Source organism: Streptomyces sp. NBC_00094 (genome assembly GCF_026343125.1).
GTDB lineage: Bacteria > Actinomycetota > Actinomycetes > Streptomycetales > Streptomycetaceae > Streptomyces.
On the sequence record NZ_JAPEMB010000001.1, the window covers coordinates 3,863,853 to 3,880,989 of the forward strand.

A 17,137-nucleotide genomic window follows, 5' to 3' on the forward strand; every position below is an offset into this window, starting at 1 on the left:
GGGCGTGGCTGGATTCAGGAACGGACGCGGCCGGGACAACCGCCCCCCGCAGCAACAGCAGCAGCAACCGCAGCAGGCGCCCTACGGGTACGACGCGGCCCCGCCGCCGTACCCGCAGCAGCAGCAGTGGCCCCCGCAGAGCGGCCAGTACGGCGGTCAGCAGGGCGGTCCGCAGAGCGGTCAGTACGGCGGTCAGTACGGCGGCCCGCAGGGGCAGTCGCAGCAGCCGTACGGGGAGCCGGAGTACTTCGGGGACCCCCACGGGCAGCAGCCGCGGTCGCAGCAGCCGCACCCCGGCACGGCGAACAACCCGGGCCACACGCAGATGTTCAGCGTCGACGACCCGTACGGCGGCGCCGCCGGATACCAGGCGCCCCCCGCGCCCACGGGCCCCCGCCTCCCCTGGAAGGCGCTCCTGAGCGGCATCGTGCTGCGCCCGGCGGACACCTTCCTCCGGATGCGGGACCACGCCGTCTGGGGCCCGGCGCTGATCGTCACGTTCCTCTACGGCCTGCTCGCGATCTTCGGCTTCGACAAGGCGCGCGACGAGGCGATCAACGCGACCCTGTCGACGGCGATCCCGTACGTCCTGATGACGGCCCTCGGCTTCGTCGTCGGCGGACTGATCCTCGGCGCGGTCACGCACACGCTCGCCCGCCAGCTCGGCGGCGACGGCTCCTGGCAGCCGACCGTGGGCCTGTCGATGCTGATCATGTCGATCACCGACGCGCCCCGGCTCGTCTTCGCGCTCTTCCTGGGCGGCGAGAACGGTCTCGTCCAGGTCGTCGGCTGGCTGACCTGGCTGGCGCTCGGAGCCCTCCTCACCCTGATGGTGAGCCGCTCGCACGACCTGCCGTGGCCGAAGGCGCTGGGCGCGTCGGCGATCCAGCTGGTGGCCCTGCTGAGCCTGATCAAGCTGGGCACGCTGTAACGGCGTACCCCCGCGTACGGACGCACCGGAGGCCCCCCTCGCACGGCGATGGGGGCCTCCCGTCCGTTCAGCGGCTCCGGCCGATGCGCCACCACTCCTTGCGGTCGTCCGTCCCGTCCGCCCAGAACTCCAGGAGGTCGCCCGGCGCGAGCCCGAGCGCCCGCTCGATCTCCCCGGGGGTGAGGCTGCGCAGCGATTCCGACAGCGACCGGGTCAGGTCGTGCCAGTAGCCACGCAGCGTCGTCTCGCTCACGAACAGCTGCCGCGCGACCTGGGCGTAGCTCAGCCCGCGGGCCCGGCCGTGCAGGATCTGGCGCTGGCGCTCGCTGAGCAGCGTGATGCAGTCGCGCCGGACGAGGACCTCCAGGATGCCGACGACCGGCTGCGGTACGGCGGTGCCGCCGGCGGCGACGTCGAGGAAGAGCCGCTCGGCCTGCTCGCGCGGCAGCGCCTTGGAGACGATGCCGACGGCGCCGGCCGCCACGCAGGCCGCGAGCACGAACCGGCGTTCCTCCTGGCTGTAGACGCAGACGCGGTAGCCGTGGCGGGTCAGGGTGCGGATGGCGGCGATGCCCTGGCGGACGTCGGGTTGCCGTTCGAGGTTGGCGAGGTGCAGGTCGAGCAGGACGACGTCGGCCACGGGTGCGCGGCGCACGAGCTCCTCCACCGTCGCGACCGCGGCGACGACGTCGAGCCCGGGCATGAGCAGGCCGAACGACTCGCGGATCAGTGACGCGTCGTCGACGACCGCCACCGCGGGCCTCATGAGGCGTCCGCGAAGGCGGCCCGTACGGTCGGACCGGCAGGGCCCGCGGGACCCGTCGTCCCGGCCTCCGGCCCCGGGCGGGAGTGGACCGTCACGGTCGTTCCCTCGCCCACGGCGGACTCGATCCCGACCATGAGGCCCCGTCGGCGCAGCTCGCCGACGACCACCTCGCGCAGCCCGACCCCGGCGGTCGCCGACGCCGGGTCGAACCCGACGCCGTCGTCGTGCACGGTCAGCGTCCAGCCCCCGGAACAGGCCCCGCTCCCGGCCACCCCGGAGCCTCCCCCGTCGCCGGATCCGTCTCCGTCGAGGTGTACCACCACCTCGTGCGCGCGGGCGTGCGCCCGGACGTTCAGCAGGACGCTCTCGAAGGCGCGCTCGAGCGCCTCCGCCTGCGCGGTGGGAATCCGCAGGCCGGCGCCGAGGTCGAGAGACGCGGTGACGTTCAGGTCGGCGAAGCGGTCGCACACCCGCCTGACCAGCGCGGTGAGCCCCACCGAGGGCCCGGCGACGTCGGCGGCGTACACCTCCCCGCCCCGCAGGTAGGACCGCATGCGCCGGAGCTCCACCTCCGCCTGGCCGACGAGCCGGGCGCGGGAGACGTCGTCCCCCTGCTCGGTGAGCAGGCGCATGACGGCGACGCCGTTGTGCATCATCACCTGGGCCCGGCGTTCCTCCTCGCGCCGCGCCAGCTCCGCGGCACGCGCGCGTGACGCGTCGGCGTCGTGCGCGATGCGCCGGGTGTACCCGAAGAACATGCGGGCGACCAGCGCGTACACGACGTAGGTGAGGACGTTGCCGACGGCGGTCGAGGCCATGTCGACGCCCACGTCGCCGCCCAGATAGACGACGTAGGAGAGGGAGACGGCGAGCAGGCTGGCCGCCCAGAGGCCGAGGCCGCGCACGCCTCCGGCCGTGATGATGACGCAGAGCGCGTACCCCGGCTGGAACGCGGTCCAGGTGCCGAAGCGGTCCCAGGGCGCGAGGACCAGCGGGCCGAGTACGAGCAGGGTGCACGCCAGCGCGAAGTCCAGCGCGGACGCGAGCGTCCCCAGCGGCCTCCGGCGCACCAGCACCACCACGCTCACCACGGTCGAGGCGAGCGCCGCCGCGCCCCAGCACGCGAGGTAGGCGCCTTCGTGCGGCGCCCTGGCCGCGCCGAGCTGTACGGCGGGGACCATCTGCGCGACCGTACCGAGGCGTACCCCGGCGGTGAAGTACGAGAAGGCCCGCTCGACACCCGCCTTGGTGGTGGGCAGTTCGGCGACCCGCCACAGCCCGCTACGGATCCTCATCGTCCTCCTCGGCTCCGGGGCAGCCTTCCGGCACGCACGATGAAGATAGTTGAGCGGCATGCCTAAAGGCAGGGCCTCGGAAAGAGACCCTGCCCTTGGAGAGTTGGACGAGAGGGGACGTATCAGACGAGCTTGGCGAGCGCCGCCCAGGTGTAGTCCCCGGGGATGCCGTCGACCGGGCCGCCGTAGCCGCCGAGCTGGGCCATGCGCTGGAGCCCCATGTACGTGTTCTTGCCGGGGGCGCCGTCGATCGGGCCGGTGTACCCGAAGCCGGTGAACAGCCTCTGCAGGCCCTTCCACGAGTTGGGGCCCATCACGCCGTCGGCCGGGCCGGTGTACCCGCCGAGCTTGGCGATCCGCTGCACCGCCGCGTACGTGTTCGGCCCCGGGGCGCCGTCGATCGGACCGCTGTAACCGAAGCGCCGGCAGATGGTCTGGACGCCCTTCCAGGTGTTGGCGTCCATCACACCGTTGATCGTGCCGCCGTACCCGCCCTTGTAGGCCATCCGCTGGAACGCCATGTACGTGTACGTGCCGGGCGCGCCGTCGACCGGACCGGTGTAGCCGTAGCCCGTGACGACCTGCTGCACGCCCCTCCAGGTGTAGGTGCCCGGCACGCCGTCCAGGGCTCCGGTGTAGCCGCCGGCGCCGGCGATCTTCTGCAGCGTCAGTCCCTCGCCCTGGGCGGGGGGCGGCGTGGGCCCGGATCCCATGAAGTCGTAGGGGCTCTGCCTGACAGCGCTCGGGTTGACGACGTGCCAGTGCAGGTGCGGCCCGTCCGAGTTGCCCGAGCCGTCGGACCCCATCGCGCCGCCGGAGTACCCGACGATCGTCCCGGCGGACACGGAGGTGCCGTTGCTCAGCCGGAACTGCGACAGGTGCAGGTACTGGCTGCGGTATCCGTCGCCGTGGTGGATGCTGACGGTGTGCCCGGCGGAGCCGTTGTAGGGGATGTTCTCGATCGTTCCCGAGGCCGGGGCGGGAAGCGCGGTCCCCACGGCCATCGCGAAGTCGACGCCGTTGTGCTCCGGCGGGTTCCACGGGTCCGTGATGGCATACGCGGTGAACGGGTTGTAGAACACCGGGGCGGCATGAGCGCTCGTGGGCAGGACGATCCCGCCGACGGCCAGCGCCCCACCGCCCGCCACCGCGCCGCGGAGCAGATTGCGCCGGCTCACGCCCGCCGGGACGTGGTGGCAGCCCTGGCCACCGCCGCAACGGTGCAGTGCCTCGTTCTCGGTCAACGCTTCTCCCTGTGCCGGTCTCGACGGGCGAGTTCTTTCGGAAGATCACGAACCCGCTCATCCCAGCCGCTCGCCCCGGCACCGACAACCCAACGAAAGCGCGGGACTGAAGATCCGATTCCGCTCATTCGTTGGGTTGTCGGCGTACGAGCCATGGGGTGGTCTTGGGCGGTCCGTGGTTCCAGCGGCAGCACAGGGGATTTCAGGAGGTCAGGTGCCCGAGTGGGTTGATGGCGAAGAGCGGGGACCGTCCCGGCGGTCCCTCCTGCGGACGGCCGGCGCGCTGCTGCCGGCACTGGTCCTGGGGGTGGGCGGCGCGGCCGGTACGGCGACGGCGGCGGGCACTCCGAGGACGGCGGCCGACACGGCCCCCCGGGGGACGTTCTCGTCGCCCGGCTACGACTGGACGGCGGTCCCGGGATCGGGGGCCGCGTCCGGAGTGGTGTTCACGCTCACCGGACCGGACGGCAGGCCGCTGTCCGGCCGACGCGTCCGCTTCTCCCTGAGCGCGTTCCACACGGTCCTCCCGAGCCTCTGGTTCGAGGTGGACGCGGCACCCAAGGGGCGCAAGTCCCCCCAGAAGTACGGATACATGGACCTCGACACGGACGCGCGAGGCCGGGTCACCCTCGGCTCCCTGCTGCGGCACGGAGCCGTGCCGACCGGCGCGGCGGGCCTTGAGCTGCGCGCCCAACTGGTGGGCACCGAGACCATCCTCGCCACCTCCCGCCTGTCCGTTTCCGACCTGAGGAGCACGCGTTGACGAGAACGGTCGCCGGGGCGGAGCAGTGGGCCCGCCAGCACACGACCGACGGCGGTGCCCTCGGCTTCGACAACGGCTACAACTGGGCCGAGATGTGCCAGTCCCTGATGTTCCGGGCCTGCGACCTGAGCGACTCGCGCGGGACGGCGTACGACGCGTGGGTGGCGTCCGGCGAGGGGCACGACGACTGGTCGGCGGCCCCGCGCGGGGCCTTCCACTGGTGGGCGGATCCGGGGTCGCTCACGCCCGGCCACGTGGCCCTCGACCTCGACGGCCGCGGCACCCGCTGCCTGATGGCGTCGAGCGCCCTGTCGGGCGGTGAGGACTTCGCCCCCGGCGGCTACCGCATCGGCACCCAGTCCATCGCCCGGTACAACTCGCTCTCCGGCCTCGATTACCTGGGCTGGACTCTGGACAACGTCGGTGCGCGGATGGCCGACCTCGGCACCCCGGGCCCCGGCACCGGCCCCGGCTCGTACACCCTGACCTCGGCCGACCAGAAGGTCCTGCAGACGCTCGCGCAGCGCGGCGGCTACACGGGCCCGGTGGACGGCGTGATCGGCGTCAACGGCTGGAAGGGCGTCCAGACCGCCGTCCGCGGCTACGGCTACACGGGCCCGATCGACGGCGTGCCCGGCACGAACACGTACAAGGCCGTGCAGGAACTCGCCAGGGACGGCGGCTACAGCGGGCCGGTCGACGGCGCCCTCGGCCCGAACACGATCCTCGGCGTCTCGGCTTGGCTCGCCGCCCACCCGCAGACCACCACCCCGCCGGCGCCGGGTCCCGCGCCCACGCCGTCGCCGACGGACCCGGTGTACGGGATCGACGTCGGCACCAGCCAGGCGAACCTGGACTTCCTGGCCGCGCGCAGCGCCGGGTTCCGCTTCTGCGTGGTGAAGGCGGGCGGCTCCAACGACGGCACCCACCAGCCCTACACCTCGCCCTACTACGTCCAGCAGGTCGACGCGGCCCGGGCGGCCGGATTCCTGGTGGGCCACTACTGGATGACGGGCTGGGGAGCGGCGTCCACCGACGCCGAGTACTTCCTCGCCCATCTGCGGGACTACCGCCCCGGCGAGCCGCTGATGGTCGACGTCGAGGGCGTCGACCAGAGCCCGGTGTGGACGGACGCGCAGACGGCGCAGTTCATCGACATCGTGAAGGCCCGGCTGGGCACGACCCCGTTCCTCTACACGTACTCCTCGCTGCTCCAGTCCCGGTCCTGGCCGCTGACCATCGCGACGGGCGCGAAACTGTGGATCGCGGACTACGGCGTCGCGGCGGGCAGCCCGCGGATCGGCACGGCGTATCCGAGCTGGGCGATCCACCAGTTCAGTGACGAAGGGTCCGTCAAGGGCGTCGCCGTCGACATGAACCAGGCGAAGCCGGACGCCTTCGGGACAGCGGTCCTGCCGCCCCCGGGCGCGAACCCGGTCCCCGGCGGGACGCCGGCCATCCCGCTCACCGACGGCGTGACCCTCCAGAAGATCGCGCAGTTCGGCGGGTACACGGGCCCGATCGACGGGGTCCTCGGGCCGAACAGCTGGAAGGGCGTCCAGACCCTCCTCACCCAGCTGGGGCTGTACAGCGGTCCGGTCGACGGAGCCCCGGGCACGAACACGTACAAGGGCCTCCAGCAGCTCGCCCAGCGCGGCGGCTACACGGGCCCGGTCGACGGGATCATGGGCCCGAACACGTACACCGGGCTGCGGAACTACCTCGCGCAGGCAGGCGGGACCGCGAGCGTGACGATCTCGGCTGCGGACGCCAAGACGCTCCAGCAGGTGGCGCAGCGCGGCGGCTACACGGGCCCGGTGGACGGCGTCATGGGCGTGAACTCGTGGAAGGGCGTCCAGACGGTCCTCGCCCGGCTGGGGCTCTACAGCGGCCCGGCCGACGGGGTCCCCGGCCCGGAGACGTACAAGGGCGTCCAGCGCCTCGCCGCCGACTACGGCTACACGGGTCCGATCGACGGCGTCCCCGGCGCGAACACGTACGCGGGCCTCCGGACGTACCTGAGCGTGACGGGAAGCGGCCCCGGCCCGATCTCGGTGGCGAACGGAACGATCCTGCAGAAGATCGCCAAGGGCGGCGGATACACCGGCCCGATCGACGGCGTCATGGGCGTGAACAGCTGGAAGGGCGTCCAGACGGTCGTCCGGGGCTACGGCTACACCGGCCCGCTCGACGGGGCGCCCGGCACGAACACGTACAAGGGGCTCCAGACCCTGGCGACGGCCGGCGGCTACACGGGCGTGATCGACGGCGTCATGGGCGTGAACTCGTGGAAGGGCGTCCAGACCGTGATGCGCCGCTTCGGCTACACGGGGCCCATCGACGGAGTCCCGGGGACGAACACGTACGCGGCGATGCAGCGGATGGGGGCCTTCGGCGGCTACACGGGCCCGGTGGACGGCGTCCTCGGCTCGTACAGCTGGGCCAGCGTCCAGACGTGCCTGCGAGGCTGGGGCTACTCGGGCCTGATCGACGGGGTCCCCGGCTCGGGGACGTACGTGGCGGTCCAGCGCCTGGCCCAGACGGGCGGCTACTCGGGCCCGCTGGACGGGGTGCCGGGCACGAACACGTACGCGGCGCTGAACACCCTGGTCACCTGAGCCGACTCAGGTGACCAGGTGACCTGGTTCCAGGTCCGAGGGGCAGGTGCTCGACGTCAGGCGTCGAGCACCTGCCCCTCCCTCTTCACGACGGGCGGCAAGACCGACCAGGGGAAGTTGATCCACTCGTCGGTCTTCTTCCACACGTACTCGCACTTCACGAGGGAGTGCGACTTCTCGTAGATGACGGCGGAGCGGACCTCGGCGACGTGGTCGACGCAGAAGTCATGGACGAGCTTGAGCGTCTTGCCGGTGTCGGCGACGTCGTCCGTGATCAGGACCTTCTTGTCGGAGAAGTCGATCGCGTCCGGCACGGGCGCCAGCATGACCGGCATCTCCAGGGTGGTCCCGACCCCGGTGTAGAACTCCACGTTCACGAGGTGGATGTTCTTGCAGTCGAGCGCGTAGGCCAGACCGCCGGCGACGAAGACGCCGCCGCGGGCGATGGAGAGCACGATGTCCGGCTCGTAGCCGTCGTCGGCGATGGTCTGCGCCAGCTCGCGGACGGCGATCCCGAAGCCCTCGTACGTCAGGTTCTCGCGTACTTCACTCATGCCGGCTACCGCCTCACACCTGGGTCCGATGGAAGTTCATGAACGAGCGGGAGGCCGTCGGGCCCCGCTGGCCCTGGTACCGCGAGCCGTACCGCTCGCTCCCGTACGGGAACTCGGCGGGCGAGCTCAGCCGGAACATGCACAGCTGGCCGATCTTCATGCCCGGCCACAGCTTGATCGGCAGGGTGGCGAGGTTCGACAGCTCCAGGGTCACGTGCCCGGAGAACCCGGGGTCGATGAACCCGGCGGTCGAGTGCGTGACGAGCCCGAGCCGCCCCAGAGAGCTCTTCCCCTCAAGGCGCGACGCGATGTCGTCCGGCAGGGTGATGACCTCGTACGTCGAGGCCAGCACGAACTCGCCCGGGTGGAGGATGAACGCCTCGTCGCCCTCCGGCTCGACCTCACGCGTCAGGTCGAGCTGCTCGACGGCGGGGTCGATGTGGGGGTGACGGTGGTTCTCGAACACCCGGAAGAAGCGGTCAAGCCTCACGTCGATGCTCGAGGGCTGCACCATGGATTCGTCGTACGGGTCGATGCGCACCCGTCCGGCATCGATCTCGGCCCGGATGTCCTTGTCTGAGAGAAGCACGCCCCCACGATACGCAGAGGGCGCGGACCTGCCCCAATCGGCAGGGCCCCGCGCCCCGGCACTTCCCGGCGCCGCCCGCGTCAGCGCTGTTCGAACACCACGGGCACCGCATGACGCAACCGCGCACACCGCGGACACCGGATGAGCCGCCCGGGCCCGATCCGCCCGGCCCCCAGCTGCTGGAGCGGGAACGAGGCGGTACTGAACACGTGCCCTTCGGCACAGCGGACGACGGTGCGCTCCATGGAACCCATCAAGTCCCTTCCCCTACACATGCGGTGGACGAGACAGCCACATTAGGGGATCAACGGGACACCCTCCAGGCGGCGCTCCGCACACGCGGAGGCGTGAGCTTCGCCTCAAGTGGCGCATGGGGTACAGTGTGCAACGATGCGGCACGGTTCATCCGGCCGCTGTGCGGATGTAGTTTAATGGTAGAACATGAGCTTCCCAAGCTTATAGCGCGGGTTCGATTCCCGTCATCCGCTCCACAGCAAAGCCCCAGGTCAACGACCTGGGGCTGTTGCTTTTCGGCGCGACTCTTCTCAGCTACTTCGCGCTGCGGACGTGAACGGCCGTAGCGGATACGTGCGGGCGCATACTGGCAGCAATGACAAAGCCAAGTGCACCGAAGCGCTTTTTGCCCACCAGCCCATTCAAAGCCCCGGTCGCGCTGCCTCCTAAGCAGTTCGCCGTAGGCGACCAGGTCACACACGACGTGCACGGCCTCGGCCGGGTCGTCGGCGTCGAGGACGGGATCGCGACGATCGTGGATTTCGGCTCGACGCAAGAGCGGATCCTGAGTCCGTACGCCAAGATGAGCAAGCTGTAGGACCGCCGTGCCCGGCCACGGCACACCAGATCTGTTCATGGACCCGCTACGAAGAGGACCCCTCCCATCGACCTGACCTCGCCGTTCTCCGCTCCGGAAGGGGTGTCCCCCTGCGCCGCTGCGGCATCACCGCATCCCACCACAAATCCCTTCCAGGCGCCCGACTTCGGGGAGATCGAAGCCTTCCTGTTCGACGAGGATGCGCAAGCGTCAGCCTCTGGCACGAGTGCGGCTCGACGCGAGGCAGGCTAGCTCCCACTCGTGACGATGGCTTCGGCATCGGGCCACGAGGCCGGCTCGTCGGTGCCGGTGTCGACGTAGATCGCTTCCAGGCTCTGGCAGCGTGCCCCAGCCGTGCCCTTCAGGGCGGTGAACAGCGGTCAACACGGGCGTCTCGGGACCGGCGAGGAATGCCATACCAAGAAGCATTTCCGCAGGTCAGACCACAGCTGATCGAGACGGGCGTCGGTGATTCCCAAGCTTATAGCGCGGGTTCGATTCCCGTCATCCGCTCTTCCACGAAGCCCCAGGCCAGAGACCTGGGGCTTTGTCGTTGTCTCCAGCACGTCAGGTACGCGCACCACGGCCGGCTCGGTGCGAGCGATTCGCCGACGAACACCCACGAATACCAGCCGACTTCTTCATCTCGGCCGAGTCCCACAATCCCCCAACACTCACAGTGAGCATGCTGATACTTTCCGCGCATGGACTTCACTGCGATCGCCGCCTCGTTCACCAGCCACTACTACGCGAGCTTCGACGCGGGCGGCGCGACCCGCCAGGCACTCGCGAGCCTCTACCGCCCCGAGTCGATGCTCAGCTGGGAGGGGCAGCAGGTTCAGGGGGCGGAGAGCATCACCGCGACCCTGACCAAGCCCGAACTCGACACGGTCAAGCACTCGTTGACCTCGAACGACGCGCAGCCCGCCCCGGGTGGCGGCGTGCTGGTCACCGTCACCGGCAGCCTCGCCGTCGACAACGCCTTCGACAAGCCCATGCTGTTCGCCGAGACGTTCAACCTCCAGCCGATCCCCGGACAGCCCGGCGGCTTCTTCGTCTACAACCAGATCTTCCGCCTGCTCTTCTCCTGAACCACCCCGGTCCGGGCGCCCGCCGACAGCGGACGCCCGGACTCGCACTCTGGCATGGTCGCTCACCTGCAGAAAGCGCCGCCAACTCATTGATCGCAGACAGCAGGCGTACGCGCTGGCCTCCGCTCCGATACGCGCCCCCTGCGAGCCGAGGTCGCGGCCGTCGCGGTCCAACGGCGCGACCGCCCGGCCGAACTCCTCGACCCGTATCCCGGTGACGCCCCGTCGGCGACGTGGGTACTGGACTGCACGGCGATGTGACCTTGCCACGCCGAAGCCGCCGAGTGGCGTAGAACCGAGAGTGAACGGGCGTGTCGCCGATCCTCGTAGATCGTTCCCAGGCCATGAAGAAGATCGTTTCTGCCGCTGTGCTGGCCCTCGCCGGCGTTGCCCTCGCAGCCCCCGCCCACGCCGACAACGACACCAACTTCGGCAGCGGCGTCAACGCCGCCAACAACTGGAACTTCACCGCCGCCGACGTGTGCATCCAGGAGCTGGCCGTGGTGCCCGCACTCAGCGACTGGACGGGGAACCACAAGAACAACTGCTCCAACGGCAACGTCATCGACCACTCGGGAGCCGGGCAGACGCCCTGAACGTCTTCCGTCGGCGCGTGCCCGCCCGTGTCCTTCGGAGCAGTGAATTCCCGTCATCCGCTCTTCCACGAAGCCCCAGGTCAGCGACCTGGGGCTTCGTTGTTGTCCCCACCTTGGGGGCAGGTGGGCCACGGCCGGCCAGGGACGTCAGTCCGTGGACCTGGTGACGGCCGGGGGGCGCCAGGTGCCGTCGAGGGCGGTGGGGTCGGGCCAGTAGGCGCGGAGGTAGAGCGCGAAGGGGCCGGTGGGGGCCGGGAGCCAGTTGGGCAGGTCTTGCGGGTCGGCGGGCGGGCGGGCTCCGGCGTACAGGGTCAGGGAGCCGTCGGCGCCGAGGCGCAGGCCGGTGTTCTTGGTGCCGAGCGAGTAGCGGTGCAGGTCGTTGCGGTGGAAGAAGTGGTGCTCGTTGTAGAGGGTCACCGACCAGAAGCCCTTCACCGGGGGCAGGGAGCCGGCGGGGAAGGTGAGCGCGTAGCCGTGTTCGCCGGTGAGCGGGTCCCCGGTCGCGTCCTGGTCCTGGTAGAAGTACGCCGTTTCGGTGGGGGCGTTGACGAAGATGTTGGCCTTGCCCATGGCGGTGCGGCTCAGGTAGTCGCCGCCGAACGCCGCGCCGTTGCGCTGGGTGCTCCAGTGGTGGTCGAGCGGGACGCCGATGTTGCGGAACCGGAAGAGTTCCTGCACCAGGGTGGTGTTCGCGTCGACGGCCTCCTCCCGGAGTACCTCGGCCGACTGCGGGTTGGCGGCGGCCTCGTCCACGAGGGAGCGGAAGAGTCCGTACAGGGCCTCTTCGCCCGGGCGCGGGGGCACTTCGTCCAGGACGGCGGGGAGGAGGTCGAAGAACGTCCTCGGGTCGACCCACTGGGTCTCCTGCTCGCCGCTGGTCGAGTCCCCCGCCGGGTAGGACGGCGCCTGCGACCAGTCGGTGGTGTGCGGCTCTCCGGTGTACTCGGCGAGCGGGTAGGCGACGATCCGGTCGATGAGCGGCTGGACGGCGGCCCGGTCCTCGTCGGTGTCGTTCATGAAGACCCGGGGGATGCAGACGGCGATCCGGGTGTCGAAGCGGAACACGCCCTCGATGCCCGCGGGGACCTCGCCGTCCCACCCGGTCGGTGCGAGCAGGTAGTAGCCCGGCTTGGTGTCGTACATCGCGCCGAGGCGCGCGATCGACTCCGTCCGCTGGTCGACGACCTGGTAGACCCAGAACCGGCCGCCGAAGTCCGGGACCTGGATCACCGAAGGACCGCGCCGTGCGTCGAGGATCCCGAAGCCGTAGACGACGTCCTGGTTGGGGCAGGCCACGAGCCGTTCGTCCGGGGTGATGTAGTCGTGCAGCATCCCCAGCGTCCCCGGCGGGCCGACCGGGACCACGCCGCCCAGCAGCCCGGGAGCGGGCACCTGCTCCATGATCGAGAGCCGGTTGTGCATGTTCACCAGCGGCCAGCCCCACAGATAGGCCATCCGCCCCATCGCCCGCAGATACGCGTCGGTCATCCGCGATCCGGGGACGGGGGGCGCGAGCGCGGCGGAGGGGCCGGCGGAGCCGGTGCGGTCAGAGGCGGCAGATCCGAAGGGCGACATGACCTGAACCTACGGATGCCTCCCCACCACCACGCTGCTTTGCTACGCCACATGGGGGACGCGCCGAAAGCGCCGTCAGCCGGACCGCGGATCCTGCCGCAGCACCGCGTGCCACAACGTGCCAGTAGGGGCGGTGAACAGCGGTCACCAGGGGCTCCGCCGAGGCGGCCGGAACAGAACCGGAAGTGACTGTTTTCGCAGGTCGGAAGCCCTGAGAGGGGTCAAGTACCGGGTGATTCCCAAGCTTGTAGCGCGAGTTCGATTCCCGTCATCCGATCTTCCACGAAGCCCCAGGTCAGCGACCTGGGGCTTCGTCGTTGCCCAGGTCTCTCCGGGCAGGGAACCCGCCGCGCCTTGTCGCCTTCACGCGAGCGTGGGGCGAGACCGAACGTCGGTACCAGGCTGGGGTCGTTGAATGCCGTGATGCGGGCGATCCGCGTCCCGGTCAAGGTGAGGACCTGGACGCCGTACGCCTCGTACCGGCCGTCGCCCGCGTTCCCGTAGGCGATGAGGGCGGGCCGGCCGTTGGCGCGGGTGGGCACGAACCGCCAGAGGGCGCCGGCTGGAGCCACGCCGCCGACGGCTCCCGGGGAGCCACGGCCACCCGGTGGTCGTCCGAAGGCGCGCCCAGGCCCGACGGAAGCGGCCGCCGGGAACGGAGTCGCGGTCAGGCGGCCCGGCGGATGCCCCGGTCGTCGCAGGGCAGTTCGGAGGCCGGGTGGTTCGTCGTGAAGTCACGGGTCGCCTGCCGTTCGGCCTCGGTGATCGCCGTCGGCTTGATGTCGATGATGCCGCCGAAGGGACGGTCGACGTCCCGGATGATGCACAGCGCCGTCGTCAGCAACGCGGTGATCACGACGAGCGTGACCAGTTGGCCGCGGTTGTTCCTGCGGGGCAGACAGATGCCGAGGGCCACCACGGTGATGGTCAGGGTGGCGAGCAGGAACCAGAAGATGGCGCTGGGGATGCTGGCGGTGGCCTGGGTGAGGCGCTCCTCCCGCTCGTCGGAGCGCTTGTTGTCGGCGGCGATCAGCATGCCGAAGGCCGGCTTGCCCTCCATCGTGCGGAAGGTCTGCCGGAAGTCCGTCGACCACACGCTCGGCGCGGCGGAGCCCTTGCCGTCGGCCATGGCCGGCCATTCCTGCGTGCGGACGGCGCGTGCGTAGCAGACGGCGTCGGCCTGGATCCGGGCACGCTGGAGCTCGGGCGCGTACTCGGCGGTCTCCACGAGCTGGTCCAGTGCCCGGGCCTCGCCGCGCGAGGCGACCTCGGCCTTGCCGTAGGAACCGTTGGCCGTCACCAGGACGAAGGCCAGCAGCAGGACGGTCAGCGTCAGCAGCGGACCGACCAGGTCCTTGACGGCCATGCCCGCGTCGTCGTCCTCACTGAGCAGTCGGGGCCGCAGGTAGCGGTTGGCGGCGAGACCCGCGATCAGGGCGAGTGCGGCGACGACGATGACGAGGACCACGGGCGGATGCCTCCGAGGGGCGGCTGGGAATTCCCGGTACGGGGTAGGGGCGAACTTCGCGATTCATGGCCGGCCGTGACGCGGCCTGAACAGGGGAAACGTTCGTTCGCCCCCGCACGGGGGACACCTCTGCGCCGGCTGGAGCACCCGCGGCCTCAGCCCCTCGCCACGATGGGCGGCAGCCGGTAGGTGCCGTCGAGGGCGGACCGCCCAGGGGTGTAGAGGCGGATCACGGGCCGGAAGTCGCCGGCCGGGGCGGGCAGCCAGTTCGCCGCCTCGGCCGGGTCGTCGGGCCGCTCCCTCTGGATGACGACGGTCAGTGAACCGTCCTCGCCGTACACGAGGCCGGGGGTGCGGTCTCCGAGCGAGTAGCGGCCTGCCGGGTTGTCGACGAGGTAGTAGTCGGGGGTGTCGTACATGGTCACCGACCAGAACGACTCGACGGGCGGCGGCTCTTCGAAGCGCAGGGTGTAGGACCGGGCTCCGTTCAGCTGCTCGCCGTCGGCGTCGGTGAAGGTGTGCGCGTACACCGCCTCGTAGCCGTGGTTGCCCCACAGCCCGGTGCGCGCCGCGGTGGCCCGTACCAGGTAGGACGCCTCCCGGTCGGCGATCCTCCACTGCGGCGAGTCGATCGTCCCGATGCCGAAGTGGTCGAGGTTGTAGTCGAACAGGTGGGGGTCCATCTCCCAGGAGCCGGAAGGCCGTTCGGCGTCGGCGGGCTCCCTGGTCGCCGCCTCCACGCGGGCCTTCCCCTCCGCCAGGCCGGCGGTGAGGGCCCGTACGAGTGCGGGGGCGGCGTTCACGTACGGCGACGGGCCCTCTTCGAGCAGGCCGAGCGGCCGGAACCGCTCCTGGTGGTCCTGGTCCGGACCGGCGGGCGGGAACTCGGCCATCCAGACGCGGAGCCGCTCGAAGAAGAGCAGCTCCTCGGGAACGCCCGGGTCGGGCGCCGACAGTCCGGCGACGCCGGGGCTGCCGGGGTGGAGCGGGTCGAGGGTGAAGCCCTTCTGGAGGTTGCGCACCCGGGTCATGTCGTCCGGGCCGTCGCAGACGTTGCGCCCGACGACGGACACGACGCTCGTCGGGGCTTCGATGACCCCGCGTGCGCCGGCGGGCGGGGTGCCGGTCCAGCCGGGCGGAACGATCAGCCACTCCCCCGCCTCCGTACCGGTGGCCCGTTTGCCGACGTAGGCGAAGTTGTTGCTCCAGGCGTCGACGAACTGGAGCACGTAGTACGCCCCGGCCGTGTCCGGGGTGCGCAGACGCACCGGTCCGCCGGAGAGGTCGACCTGGGCGACGGTGTACACGGTGTCGTTGTTGACCGACACGAAGTGCGTCGAGGGGTCGGCGAGCTGGTCGCCGTGCGCGAATTCGTTGAAGGGGGCCGGGGGGAGGCTGCCGAAGCCCTTGGTCATGAAGGCGCCGACCATGGACAGGTCGAAGACGAGCGGGTAGCCGTAGACGTACGCGTCGGCAGCCAGGGCGGAGAGGTCGTTGCTGCTGGTCACGTGCGACTCCTGTCAGTCTTCGTCAACGCTCAGGGCAGGCATGGACCACGAGCCGTCCAGGACCGAGCTCCGGCACGTCATCCCTCATCACCCAAAGCGCATATTTCGCTCAAAAATGTCACGCTGCCTCACAGGGCGCATCCGCAGTCACCGTCCGGCACCGAGCTCAGGGGCGGGCGGGATGGCGGGCGGGATGGAGCGCCGCATGCTCAGGATCCGTGACCCGAGTGCCGGCTCACTGCCGCTCCCGCCCCGGGGTGCCTAGGATCGCGGGCATGGCCTTGATCATGAGTGACGTGGACCGGTTCGAGACTGCCAGGCCCCGGCTGGAGGCCATCGCCTACCGGCTGCTCGGCTCGGCGAGCGAGGCGGAGGACGCCGTCCAGGAGACGTTCCTGCGCTGGCAGGCGGCCGACATCGAGCGGATCGACGTGCCCGAGGCCTGGCTGACGAAGGTCCTCACCAACTGGTGCCTCAACATGCTCACTTCGGCACGCGCCCGGCGTGAGACGTACGTGGGGAGGTGGCTTCCCGAGCCGCTGCTCGCCGGGGACCCGATGCTCGGCCCGGCCGACACCGCCGAGCAGCGCGAGTCGGTGTCGTACGCCGTCCTCGTCCTGCTGGAGCGCCTGTCGCCCAACGAGCGGGCGGTGTACGTGCTGCGCGAGGCCTTCGACCACCCCCACCGGGAGATCGCCGAGATCCTGGACATCACCGAGGCCGCCAGCCAGCAGATCTACCACCGGGCCAAGAAGCACATCGCGGACGGCAAGGCGCGCACCGAGATCGACGGGGCCACCGCCCGGCGGATCGTCGAGGAGTTCCTGGCCGCGGCGACCACCGGCCGCACCGAACCCCTCGTACGTCTGCTCACCCAGGACGCCGTCTCGGTCGGCGACGGCGGCGGGAAGGTCCCGGCCCGCGCGAAGGCGTTCGAGGGAGCGCTCGCGGTCGCCACGTTCATGCGCGGCCTGTTCAAGCCCAGCGCGGCCAAGCGCGCCCATGTCGGCGGCGCGCCCGAGATCTACGCCACGACCGCGAACGGCGAGCCCGCCATCGTGGCGGTCGTGGACGGCCGGGTCGTCGGCATCACCTGCCTGGAGGTCACCGCGGAGGGCATCGCCGCGATCCGCCACCAGGTCAACCCCGACAAGCTCGTCCGCGCGACCGAACAGTGGGCCGGCGAGGACCACGGGGAGGGCCCGCTCGTCACCCTCTGAGCGAGTGTGACGCGGGTCACATCTCGATCCTGTCAGGGAACGCGGGGCTGTCCGGTTCAAGGGGCGAGACCACGCCGGACAACGGCA

At 70.7% G+C, this 17,137-nt stretch carries 15 protein-coding genes, 1 tRNA gene and 1 pseudogene; 9 read left to right on the top strand and 8 right to left on the bottom strand.

Going from position 1 to position 17,137, the window contains the following annotated elements; translation table 11 throughout:
- Positions 1-4: 4 nt before the first annotated feature.
- Positions 5-931, top strand: coding sequence for a Yip1 family protein (locus OG580_RS16885; protein ID WP_267044509.1), 927 nt, complete (start codon positions 5-7; stop codon positions 929-931).
- A 67-nt stretch (positions 932-998) separates the two neighbouring features.
- On the opposite strand, the gene OG580_RS16890 is transcribed toward OG580_RS16885, so the two are convergent.
- The 3 genes from OG580_RS16890 to OG580_RS16900 form a co-directional block, all read right to left on the bottom strand.
- The gene (locus OG580_RS16890; RefSeq protein ID WP_267044510.1) at positions 999-1,697 is read right to left on the bottom strand and encodes a response regulator; all 699 of its coding nucleotides are present in this window, start codon (positions 1,695-1,697) and stop codon (positions 999-1,001) included.
- Positions 1,694-2,992: an ATP-binding protein gene (locus OG580_RS16895; protein ID WP_267044511.1), complete on the bottom strand. Its 1,299-nt coding sequence runs from the start codon at positions 2,990-2,992 to the stop codon at positions 1,694-1,696. The genes OG580_RS16890 and OG580_RS16895 overlap by 4 nt, the downstream gene beginning before the upstream one ends.
- Before the next feature lie 122 nt (positions 2,993-3,114).
- Positions 3,115-4,236 carry a peptidoglycan DD-metalloendopeptidase family protein gene (locus tag OG580_RS16900; RefSeq protein WP_267044512.1) on the bottom strand — a complete coding sequence of 374 codons (1,122 nt, stop codon included), beginning with the start codon at positions 4,234-4,236 and terminating at the stop codon, positions 3,115-3,117.
- A 214-nt stretch (positions 4,237-4,450) separates the two neighbouring features.
- On the opposite strand from OG580_RS16900, the gene OG580_RS16905 reads away from it, so the two are divergent.
- Positions 4,451-4,999 (top strand): hypothetical protein, encoded by a 549-nt coding sequence (locus tag OG580_RS16905; RefSeq protein WP_267044513.1) that lies wholly within the window; start codon positions 4,451-4,453, stop codon positions 4,997-4,999.
- Entirely contained in the window at positions 4,996-7,617 is a 2,622-nt protein-coding gene (locus OG580_RS16910) for a peptidoglycan-binding protein (RefSeq protein WP_267044514.1), read from the top strand. The genes OG580_RS16905 and OG580_RS16910 overlap by 4 nt, the downstream gene beginning before the upstream one ends.
- Before the next feature lie 56 nt (positions 7,618-7,673).
- On the opposite strand, the gene OG580_RS16915 is transcribed toward OG580_RS16910, so the two are convergent.
- Positions 7,674-8,171 (bottom strand): phosphoribosyltransferase, encoded by a 498-nt coding sequence (locus tag OG580_RS16915; RefSeq protein WP_267044515.1) that lies wholly within the window; start codon positions 8,169-8,171, stop codon positions 7,674-7,676.
- Between the two features lie 13 nt (positions 8,172-8,184).
- The gene (dcd, locus tag OG580_RS16920) at positions 8,185-8,760 is read right to left on the bottom strand and encodes a dCTP deaminase (RefSeq protein WP_030209939.1); all 576 of its coding nucleotides are present in this window, start codon (positions 8,758-8,760) and stop codon (positions 8,185-8,187) included.
- Positions 8,761-9,177: 417 nt separating this feature from the next.
- Between dcd and OG580_RS16925 the strand changes: the two genes are divergently transcribed.
- The 5 genes and pseudogenes from OG580_RS16925 to OG580_RS16945 all read left to right on the top strand — a co-directional run bounded on the left by OG580_RS16925 (position 9,178) and on the right by OG580_RS16945 (position 11,279).
- Positions 9,178-9,251, top strand: a tRNA-Gly gene (locus tag OG580_RS16925).
- Between the two features lie 119 nt (positions 9,252-9,370).
- A complete protein-coding gene (locus OG580_RS16930; protein WP_267044516.1) occupies positions 9,371-9,592 on the top strand; it encodes a hypothetical protein in 222 nt (73 codons plus the stop codon).
- Positions 9,593-10,296: 704 nt separating this feature from the next.
- Positions 10,297-10,683, top strand: coding sequence for a nuclear transport factor 2 family protein (locus OG580_RS16935; RefSeq protein ID WP_267044517.1), 387 nt, complete (start codon positions 10,297-10,299; stop codon positions 10,681-10,683).
- 141 nt (positions 10,684-10,824) lie between these two features.
- Positions 10,825-10,935 (top strand): annotated as a pseudogene (locus OG580_RS16940) (DUF5990 family protein); the annotation flags it as partial.
- 92 nt (positions 10,936-11,027) lie between these two features.
- A complete protein-coding gene (locus tag OG580_RS16945) occupies positions 11,028-11,279 on the top strand; it encodes a hypothetical protein (RefSeq protein WP_267044518.1) in 252 nt (83 codons plus the stop codon).
- A 147-nt stretch (positions 11,280-11,426) separates the two neighbouring features.
- Here the strand turns inward: OG580_RS16945 and OG580_RS16950 are convergent, their stop codons facing one another.
- The 3 genes from OG580_RS16950 to OG580_RS16960 all read right to left on the bottom strand — a co-directional run bounded on the left by OG580_RS16950 (position 11,427) and on the right by OG580_RS16960 (position 15,830).
- A complete protein-coding gene (locus tag OG580_RS16950) occupies positions 11,427-12,854 on the bottom strand; it encodes a DUF1254 domain-containing protein (RefSeq protein WP_267044519.1) in 1,428 nt (475 codons plus the stop codon).
- 667 nt (positions 12,855-13,521) lie between these two features.
- Positions 13,522-14,322, bottom strand: coding sequence for a hypothetical protein (locus OG580_RS16955; protein ID WP_267044520.1), 801 nt, complete (start codon positions 14,320-14,322; stop codon positions 13,522-13,524).
- A gap of 155 nt (positions 14,323-14,477) precedes the next feature.
- On the bottom strand, positions 14,478-15,830 hold the full coding sequence (locus OG580_RS16960) for a DUF1254 domain-containing protein (RefSeq protein ID WP_267044521.1): 1,353 nt from the start codon (positions 15,828-15,830) through the stop codon (positions 14,478-14,480).
- Positions 15,831-16,105: 275 nt separating this feature from the next.
- On the opposite strand from OG580_RS16960, the gene sigJ reads away from it, so the two are divergent.
- Positions 16,106-17,050, top strand: coding sequence for an RNA polymerase sigma factor SigJ (gene sigJ / locus OG580_RS16965; RefSeq protein ID WP_267044522.1), 945 nt, complete (start codon positions 16,106-16,108; stop codon positions 17,048-17,050).
- Positions 17,051-17,137: the final 87 nt, after the last annotated feature.

Coding starts and splice junctions, on each gene's coding strand:
- OG580_RS16890 (WP_267044510.1), bottom strand. CDS start 1,697: ATGAGGCCCGCGGTGGCGGTCGTCGACGACGCGTCACTGATCCGCGAG.
- OG580_RS16895 (WP_267044511.1), bottom strand. CDS start 2,992: ATGAGGATCCGTAGCGGGCTGTGGCGGGTCGCCGAACTGCCCACCACC.
- OG580_RS16915 (WP_267044515.1), bottom strand. CDS start 8,171: ATGAGTGAAGTACGCGAGAACCTGACGTACGAGGGCTTCGGGATCGCC.
- OG580_RS16930 (WP_267044516.1), top strand. CDS start 9,371: ATGACAAAGCCAAGTGCACCGAAGCGCTTTTTGCCCACCAGCCCATTC.
- OG580_RS16935 (WP_267044517.1), top strand. CDS start 10,297: ATGGACTTCACTGCGATCGCCGCCTCGTTCACCAGCCACTACTACGCG.
- OG580_RS16945 (WP_267044518.1), top strand. CDS start 11,028: ATGAAGAAGATCGTTTCTGCCGCTGTGCTGGCCCTCGCCGGCGTTGCC.
- OG580_RS16950 (WP_267044519.1), bottom strand. CDS start 12,854: ATGTCGCCCTTCGGATCTGCCGCCTCTGACCGCACCGGCTCCGCCGGC.
- sigJ (WP_267044522.1), top strand. CDS start 16,106: ATGGCCTTGATCATGAGTGACGTGGACCGGTTCGAGACTGCCAGGCCC.